The sequence below is a fragment of the Mucilaginibacter calamicampi genome (assembly GCF_042676765.1).
Lineage (GTDB): Bacteria > Bacteroidota > Bacteroidia > Sphingobacteriales > Sphingobacteriaceae > Mucilaginibacter > Mucilaginibacter calamicampi.
On the sequence record NZ_JBHTHU010000022.1, the window covers coordinates 413,218 to 421,557 of the forward strand.

The 8,340-nt window shown below is 42.7% G+C and carries 8 protein-coding genes; 4 read left to right on the forward strand and 4 right to left on the reverse strand.

What is annotated here, in order from left to right; translation table 11 throughout:
* Positions 1-162: 162 nt before the first annotated feature.
* From ACFQZS_RS19385 to ACFQZS_RS19400, 4 genes are all read left to right on the forward strand, one after another.
* A complete protein-coding gene (locus tag ACFQZS_RS19385; protein ID WP_377102702.1) occupies positions 163-528 on the forward strand; it encodes a DoxX family protein in 366 nt (121 codons plus the stop codon).
* Between the two features lie 111 nt (positions 529-639).
* Positions 640-2,310 (forward strand): alkaline phosphatase PafA, encoded by a 1,671-nt coding sequence (pafA, locus tag ACFQZS_RS19390; protein ID WP_377102703.1) that lies wholly within the window; start codon positions 640-642, stop codon positions 2,308-2,310.
* A 56-nt stretch (positions 2,311-2,366) separates the two neighbouring features.
* A complete protein-coding gene (locus tag ACFQZS_RS19395; RefSeq protein WP_377102704.1) occupies positions 2,367-2,936 on the forward strand; it encodes a thiamine pyrophosphokinase in 570 nt (189 codons plus the stop codon).
* A 139-nt stretch (positions 2,937-3,075) separates the two neighbouring features.
* Positions 3,076-4,095 (forward strand): DUF6515 family protein, encoded by a 1,020-nt coding sequence (locus tag ACFQZS_RS19400; protein WP_377102705.1) that lies wholly within the window; start codon positions 3,076-3,078, stop codon positions 4,093-4,095.
* 56 nt (positions 4,096-4,151) lie between these two features.
* On the opposite strand, the gene porD is transcribed toward ACFQZS_RS19400, so the two are convergent.
* From porD to ACFQZS_RS19420, 4 genes are all read right to left on the reverse strand, one after another.
* Positions 4,152-5,045 carry a type IX secretion system protein PorD gene (gene porD, locus ACFQZS_RS19405; protein ID WP_377102706.1) on the reverse strand — a complete coding sequence of 298 codons (894 nt, stop codon included), beginning with the start codon at positions 5,043-5,045 and terminating at the stop codon, positions 4,152-4,154.
* Complete coding sequence (gene coaBC / locus ACFQZS_RS19410; protein WP_377102708.1) at positions 5,042-6,238, reverse strand: bifunctional phosphopantothenoylcysteine decarboxylase/phosphopantothenate--cysteine ligase CoaBC; 1,197 nt, start codon at positions 6,236-6,238, stop codon at positions 5,042-5,044. Before coaBC ends, porD begins: the two co-directional genes overlap by 4 nt.
* A gap of 114 nt (positions 6,239-6,352) precedes the next feature.
* Positions 6,353-6,685: a DNA-directed RNA polymerase subunit omega gene (locus tag ACFQZS_RS19415; RefSeq protein ID WP_377102709.1), complete on the reverse strand. Its 333-nt coding sequence runs from the start codon at positions 6,683-6,685 to the stop codon at positions 6,353-6,355.
* Between the two features lie 9 nt (positions 6,686-6,694).
* On the reverse strand, positions 6,695-7,627 hold the full coding sequence (locus ACFQZS_RS19420; RefSeq protein WP_377102710.1) for an outer membrane protein assembly factor BamD: 933 nt from the start codon (positions 7,625-7,627) through the stop codon (positions 6,695-6,697).
* Positions 7,628-8,340 lie beyond the last annotated feature (713 nt).

Genomic DNA, 8,340 nt, shown 5'->3' on the forward strand with positions numbered 1-8,340 from the left:
AATGTTTTACCCGGCAAGTAATATATTTAGACCAACATAAAATGCCTTACTTACACCCTAAACTTGTCGTTTTTACAACCTATGCAGTAGGTTATACCCATGTATATTTGTGATGATCAAATATTTATTACCATCTTTATTATCAACTTAACTCACAAAATCATGAAAATTATTTACTGGATTTTTACCGGGCTTCTTATCGCGCTGATGTTATTTTCGGCTGTTACGAGTTTCTTTCCTAACCCTCAGGGCGAAGCAATGATGAAAGCTATTGGCTATCCTTATAGCGTATTGCACTTACTTGCGGTTGCAAAAATTTTAGGTGCCATTGCCCTGTTGGTTCCCGGTTTTCCGCGGTTAAAGGAATGGGCTTACGCCGGTTTTACGTTTGATGTTATTGGCGCAATGTATGCCTTCTATATGGCGGGTTTCGCATTTAAAGATTGGGCATTTATGGTGGTGGCCTTAGGGTTTGTATTCGGCTCGTACATCTATTATCATAAATTACAAAACGTAAAGAAGGCTTAGTGCCTTTTTTACGCTGTATATTTAAGCACAATTCCTAATTGTTAGCTTAACAGAAACTTCATGTACGGTTTTATTTGTAATATTGATATTTGCAAATCATTTAAAACCCTCATGAAGATCAAAGCTATTGTCCTGCTGGCTTTTGTTTGCACGTTTACGGTTGCATCAGCCCAAAATAAAACTAAAAGTACAACCACCTCAACCACGCTGCCCCGCCCTAAATTAGTAGTAGGCATAGTGGTTGACCAAATGCGTTGGGATTACCTTTATCGTTTTTATGACCGTTACAGCAATGGCGGTTTTAAACGGATGCTTAATGAGGGTTTTACCTGCGAGAATACCAATATCAATTATATTCCAACGGTTACAGCTATAGGCCACAGCAGTATATATACGGGATCGGTACCTGCGCTGCATGGTATAGCCGGCAATGATTTTATTATCCAGGCAACCGGAAAATCAATGTATTGCACTGAGGATAGCACGGAGCAAACGGTTGGCAGTACCTCAACCGCCGGAAAAATGTCGCCCCGCAATTTGCTGGTTACCACTGTTACCGATGAGTTAAAATTGGCTACCAATTTTCGTTCAAAAGTTATAGGAATAGCGTTGAAAGATCGCGGGGGTATTTTACCCGCCGGGCATACTGCCAACGCAGCTTATTGGTTTGACGACAAAAATGGCTCATGGATAAGCAGTACCTATTATATGAAGGACCTGCCGCAATGGGTGAAAGATTTTAATGCAAAAAAATTGCCTGATGCCTATCTTAAAAAAGACTGGAACACCCTCTATCCAATTAACACCTACGCGCAAACGCTACCTGACGAAAGCAAATATGAAGGTAAATTTGCCGGAGCGGCAACATCAGGTTTCCCTATAAAAACATCCGAATTATATAAAGGTAATGCGGGCATGATCCGTACCACGCCTTATGGCAACGCCTTGACGCTTGATCTGGCTAAGGCAGCTATTGATAATGAAGCCATGGGCAAAGGTGCTGTTACAGATTTTTTAGCGGTGAGCCTGTCTTCAACAGATTATGTTGGTCACCAGTTTGGTATTAACGCGGTGGAAATTGAAGATACTTACTTGAGACTTGATAAAGATCTGAGCGACTTCTTTGTTTACCTGGATAGCAAAGTGGGAAAGGGACAATACACCGTGTTTTTATCTGCCGACCACGGTGCAGCGCATAACACCGGCTTTTTACGCGACAATAATGTACCTGCTGATGTATGGGACAACGGAGCCGCTATGCGCGATTTAAATAAAATATTGTTAGATAAATATAAAACAGATCGTTTGCTGCTATCTTTTACCAACTATCAGTTTAACCTTAACAATGTTGCTATAGCAAAGGCGGGACTTGATGATGCCGCTATAAAGGCAGATTGCATTAAATTTTTAGAGAAGCAGCCGGGCGTCGCTTTCGTTATAGATCAGCAAAAAGCGGCAGACGCGAGTATTCCCGAGGCTTTGCGTACGCGTATTATTAATGGCTACAGCAGGCAAAATAGCGGGGTGATACAAGTTGTATTACAGCCAGCCTGGTTAAGTGGGCGTCGTTTTGGCCAAAACTCACCCACCGGGACAGGTCATGGCACCTGGAACCCGTACGATACACATATTCCGCTGGTTTTTATGGGCTGGGGTGTTAAACATGGTAGCACCGTGCGCGCAACCAACATGACTGACATTGCACCAACTGTAGCGGCCCTGCTACATATACAGGCACCTAACGGAAATATTGGGGAGGCGATACAGGAAGTAATTAAGTAACTTGCGCCATTGTCATTCTGAGCGACAGCTCAGAATGACAATTTAAATTTAAGTTTTTGTCATCACACCATATAGTCCGCGAAAAACAAGAACCCGCCCTGCTGATACTCGGTTTGGATACTTTTGACCATGAGCTGCTTGGCCAGCTGCTGGAGTGGAGCCCTACGGTTATTGCTACATCACAAGTTGCAGAGCAATTAAACATGATGGGTATTAAGGTGGATCGCGTATTGGGTAATGATGTTGGTGAGGTAATGCAATCCAATGTAACTTATATCTCAATACATAATAACCCTGCTGCAGGGGCAGCACTGGGCTTTTTAACCGATGAGCAGTACGGCGCAGTTAACATAATTACAGACGAGTTTGTGCCCGAAGAATATATCCCCTTTGTTTTAGCCATTAACCTGGTAGTACTCCATCAGCATAAAAAAAGTTATGCAATAAGTTCGGGCTTTACAAAATGGTTACCCGCGGGAGAGGTTATCACCTTTCATTCAATGCCCAATGAATTAAAAAGCAGCGGACTATCAGCAATGGCAGACGGCACCTATGTTACCACGGCAGATGGAGTTATAAAAGTAGAGTTTGCTGATCAATTTGTTTTTATATCAGAAACTGTCTGATCCTCAGGATATCTTATCCAATATTTTCAGGTATATTTATTGTTGCGTGTTGATGGTGCAGGCATTAAACTATCCTGCATTATTTCACTCTAAAAAGTACTATTGTCCCTTAAGGGCTGCAGTATTGAGATAATTTACAATGAAAAATCATCATATAAAATTAACCGGGGCCCTTTTACTCATAATGCTATTTATAGCAGCGGAGGCGAGTGCCCAACGCAGAGGTGTTACCGGTGGTGGTGCCGGTCCATCTCAGGGTGGTTCTGCAGGTATGGGTATGGCAAGGCCACAACAGCCCTCCATAGCCCCACCGCAAAGTTATTCTCCGCCTCGCGGTGGCGATAATTCTTCACAGGGTTATGGGCGTCGTGGTGGCAGCGTTGTTGCTCCGCAGGGTCAGCAAGGTAACGGCAGGCAGCCAAACACCTACCCGCCGCGTACCAATAGCTATCCAGGCATGCCACGCAGAGGTGTTGATGTAAATATTGCCCGTGGTAGCGGCGCTTTCGGCAGGCCATCAACCCGGCAGCTGGCAGGGTCAAACCGTGTTTACCGCGTATGGGATGGATTGCCTTATGGCCGCAACTATATTTCGGTAAGGCCGCAGGGCGTTTATTATAACCACAACGGCTATTACTCATCTTATTACGCTCCGCGGATAGGTTTAAGTGTAAGCGTTTTGCCCTATGGTTATTACCCTTTTTATTATGGTCCATCGCTTTATTACTATGGTGGCGGTATGTATTATCAACAAACTGATAACACCTTTACGGTGGTAGAGCCGCCAATAGGTGCCGAGGTTAAACAATTGCCTGATAATGCGCAATCCATAGTAATAAACGGAGTGCAGTATTATGAGTTAAATGGCGTGTATTACCAGCCTATAACCAAGGATGATGGAACACTTAGCTACCAGATTGCAGGTAAAGATGGTGAACTTAATACTGATGATGTTAATGCGCAGGATGCCCCGCCTATACAGGTAGGCGACCTGGTTGATAACCTGCCCGAAGATTATCGTAAAATTAACCTTAACGGAGAAAAATATTATGTAACACCCAGCGGATATTATCTGCAGGATGCTGGTGATGAGAATGGTAAAAAGGTTTATAAAATAATAAGCGTTCCCGTTCCGGATGCTGATGACGGCAAGAAATAATAGTGAATGTTGATTTAAATACGACCGACCGTTTCTGATAAGAGGCGGTCGGTTTTTTATTTTTGGAGCGCCTGGTATTTCATTCCGTTGGATGGATCGGCTTTCATCAAAATGTTAAATGCCTGCACCCGTTCCTGTGGTGATGCGGCTGAGTAAATGTTTACCAACTCATCACTTTTAGCCGCGAAAAATACCAGCGGCCACATAGCGCCGAGGCGCTGCCTGTCCACATCGGCCAATACGGGCAAAAAATTGTCAATAGCTTTACGTGCCCTGCTAACGTTATCTGCCATTAGATCCATCCCGTTACGATGATAATCATATAAAAAGCCGCGCAAGGGCTCGTATACTTTGTTGTTCAGGTTCTCAATTAACCAGTAGCGGTTGGTGTTGCTGTCAAAAGCTTTCCAGCCGCGGTATGATGATGATTGAGCAATGGTGAGGACATTCTGTGCGCGGGCGTAAAAAGGTGTGCCGCCAAATCGCGAGAAAGTATCATAATCAACCCCGGCAATTATATAGGCGTAAAATGCCATTACCGATGCCAGGTTGGATTGAAAGTTCTGATCAGAATAATCTATGGTTTGCCCCTCTGTATACGTAAAATCAAAGTCTTTATCATTTATATTTAACAGGGTGGTGGTATAGTTAGAGTTAAAAACCGGCCGTATAGATTGCACCTGCAGTTCCGCGTTAAAACTGCTGCTGCCATCCCAATTGGTAATATTTACCACAAAGCTGCACTCTATGCGTTCGTGCGGTAAAACCGGATCTACCAGCCATTTGCGGCCATTCAAAAAATCCTTCATGGCTGTTTCCAGCGATTGAAACATTCGTTTGTTGGTGGTCTGGATCTTGGGGGATAACACAGTTACCCGTGCGTTCAGGTCCTGTGCCCGGACGCTCAAAGTAAAAAGGCTTAATGCTATATAAAGGAATACAGATCTCATACCAGGGTAAGTATTTTAGCGCAGATATCACGGGCCACCTCATCCTTGTTTTTAAGGTTGAAAACGGTTTTGCCAAGCTTGCTGTCAATAATTGTTATCTTATTGGTGTCGCCTTTAAAACCTGCACCCGCATCATTAAGCGAATTTAGAACGATCAGATCAAGGTTCTTTGACTTTAGCTTACCAAAGGCGTTCTCTTCCTCGTTATTCGTCTCCAGGGCAAAACCAACCAACAGCTGCCCGGGCTTTTTCATACCGCCAAGTGTTTTTAATATATCGGTGGTTTTTTTTGTTTCTATAACAAGGCCGCCATCCTGTTTCTTTATTTTTTGGGATGCTACAATTACAGGCGTATAATCGGCAACTGCCGCGCTCATTACGCAGATCTTTGAGTTTTCAAAATTGTGCAGACACGCATCCAGCATTTCTGCAGCTGATGTTACATCAATACGTTTAACAGATCTTTGCTTACTTGTTTGTGCGGATGGGCCGGAAATTAATGTTACATCAGCACCCAGTTTAGCCAGTTCGTCTGCAATGGTAAAGCCCATTTTGCCGGAGGAATGATTGCCTATAAATCGCACCGGGTCAATAGCTTCAAACGTTGGCCCGGCGGTAACTAATACCTGCTTTCCATTTAAGGGAAACGCCTTTTTTATATCGTTAATTAAAAAATCTACTATTTCTTCCGGCTCGGCCATGCGGCCCTCGCCATGCAAACCACTTGCCAGTTCGCCGCTGCCCGGTTGTATCAATATATTGCCAAAGCTTTGCAGTTTACTTACATTTTGGGTGGTAGACGCGTGTTTCCACATATCCAGATCCATAGCAGGCGCAAAGTAAACCGGGCATTTGGCCGATAGATAAATGGCCGTGAGCAGATTATTGCAAAGCCCGGTAGCCATTTTAGCCAATGTATTGGCGCTTGCAGGGGCAATTAGCATAAAGTCGGCCCAAAGGCCAACCTCAACATGGTTGTTCCATTCGCCGGTATCTGGCTTAAAGTAATCGTTAAGTACCGGTTTTTTTGATAGCGTAGAAAGTGTTAAAGGGGTTATAAAGTTAGCGGCGTCGGGCGTCATCACTACCTGCACATTGGCACCGGCTTTAACAAGCAATCTTACCAGGGTGGCAGATTTATAAGCCGCTATGCTACCGCACACACCTAAAACTATATTTTTACCTTCAAGCATAAGCCCCCTAACCCCCTAAAGGGGGGAATTAATAACGTAAAATAACAAAAAAACTCCCATAGGGAGTTTAGTTTTTTAAATAACCTTCGCTCCCCCTTCAGGGGGCCGGGGGGCCTATTCTTCTTTATTAGGATTGCGATAGTAGATTTTACCGTCTAAAAATTCCTGAACAGCTACCAATGATGGTTTTGGCAGTTTTTCGTAATGCTTAGAGATCTCTATTTGCTCACGGTTTTCAAAAACCTCTTCCAGGTTGTCATTTGATGAAGCAAACTCAGAAAGTTTTTGATGCAACTCTTCTTTTATGTTGTTAGATATCTGGTTGGCTCTTTTGCCCATTATCACTAACGACTCGTAAATATTGCCGGTTTCCTGATCCAGTTCGCGCAGGTCGCGGGTTACAGTGCTGCTGGCAACAGCCGGTTTGTTATTAATATTTGTACTCATATCCATTTTTTAGTTTGGTATTTTTTTATGTATGTCCATCTTTAGTGATGGTGATTGATTATTTATTACTGAATCTTTACGGGCCAGTTTTCTGGCCAGCTTTTCGTCGCTTGCGGCGGCCGCTATAATGCGCCTTACCGAAGCAATCCCATCCTCGCTATCGCCTTTCAAGTTATTTATTTCTTTAAGGTATTTGCTGCTTGGGTATTTCTCAACAAAACTAACAGCCAAGTTTTTAGCCTCTTCAAAACGCTCTTCCTGCCTGGTTTCGCGACTATTGCGCGCATACTCATACTGGGCTTTTGCGTTCATATATTCAATTTCTTCGGCAAACTTAGTATCCGGATAATCGCGCAGGGTGTTACCAAAGGTAATTACCGCAGCCTGAAAGTTGCCCGTAACATAATATAGCTTGGCGTTAGCAAAAGCTTTTTCTTCAAGGCGGCCATGCAATTCATCAACTATTTTGTTGGCTTCAGCAACATGTTCCCCGTTTTGGTAAAGGTTAATGTAAAGCTGCATAGCCTCAATTGATTTCAAGGTGCTGGCCTGGTCAAGCGAAAAAACGGGCGCATCAAGGTATAAACAATAGGCAGATAAATAACGCGATTCTTCTGCATGAATGCTTGAAGGGAAATCTTTAGCGTACTCTTTAAAATAATACGTTGCCGCTGTATAGTCTTTTAACTTATAAGTGGCCATCGCATTTAAATAGAATAACTCTTCTGCCCCTTCCTGCCCACGGTATTGAGTTAATAAAGTTTCAAAAAGCCCAAGCGCTTTACTGTATTGCTTTTTATCGTACAGCCTTTTGCCCTCCTGAAATTTTTTCGTTCTATCATTGCTGGCTTTTAGTTTTTCATACTTGCTTTTGCAGCTTCCGGCAGCAACAAGCAACAGTATTAAAAGCCCTCCAACTAACGATCGTTGTTTTTTAAACATTTTGCAAAGATAATAATAATACAAAGTCAATCAATTTTTATTTGTAGGCTGTAAATATAATAGCCTGGCTAATAGCAAATACGCGCCCACAGCCTATTTAACATCTTTTAACGTATATATAGTATATAACAGTACAAGTGCTTTTATATTTAAGATGATATTTCTTTGCGCCTATTATATATAGTATAAGGGGCTATCAATGCTAATTTGTGGCTTGCTACTTGTCAGGCGGTGTTAACGCTGTATTTTTTCACCCTCATATGCAGCGTGTTAACTTTACACTAAGCTTTTTTTGTGCGGATTGTTTGCATAGTATAAAAATCCGCGTACCTTTGCAGCCCGCAAATGAGAGAAGCGGGTTGTTCATTGAAGAGGGATTTGATTAGTGAGTTTGAAGGTTTTACCGGATACAAGTGATATAGAGAATAGGAAATAATCAATAGCAAAAGGAGCCAAAAATTATTTTAAAATATATTTGGAAAAGGAAAAAAGATTCCTACCTTTGCAGTCCCAAAACAAGGGCGCTAAAATAAGCGAAACGCCGGAAGCGATTTCCGGTAATAAAAATTTGAAAAGGTGATCGTTGCAATAACGATAAACTATAAAATCTGAACCGTGACGGGGAAGAGCAAAGTTCTTTTAAAAGATGCAATCATGTAACGAGCGGTAGGACGCGGTTAACCAATCAGAGAAGCAATTCGAAGAGTGGAATA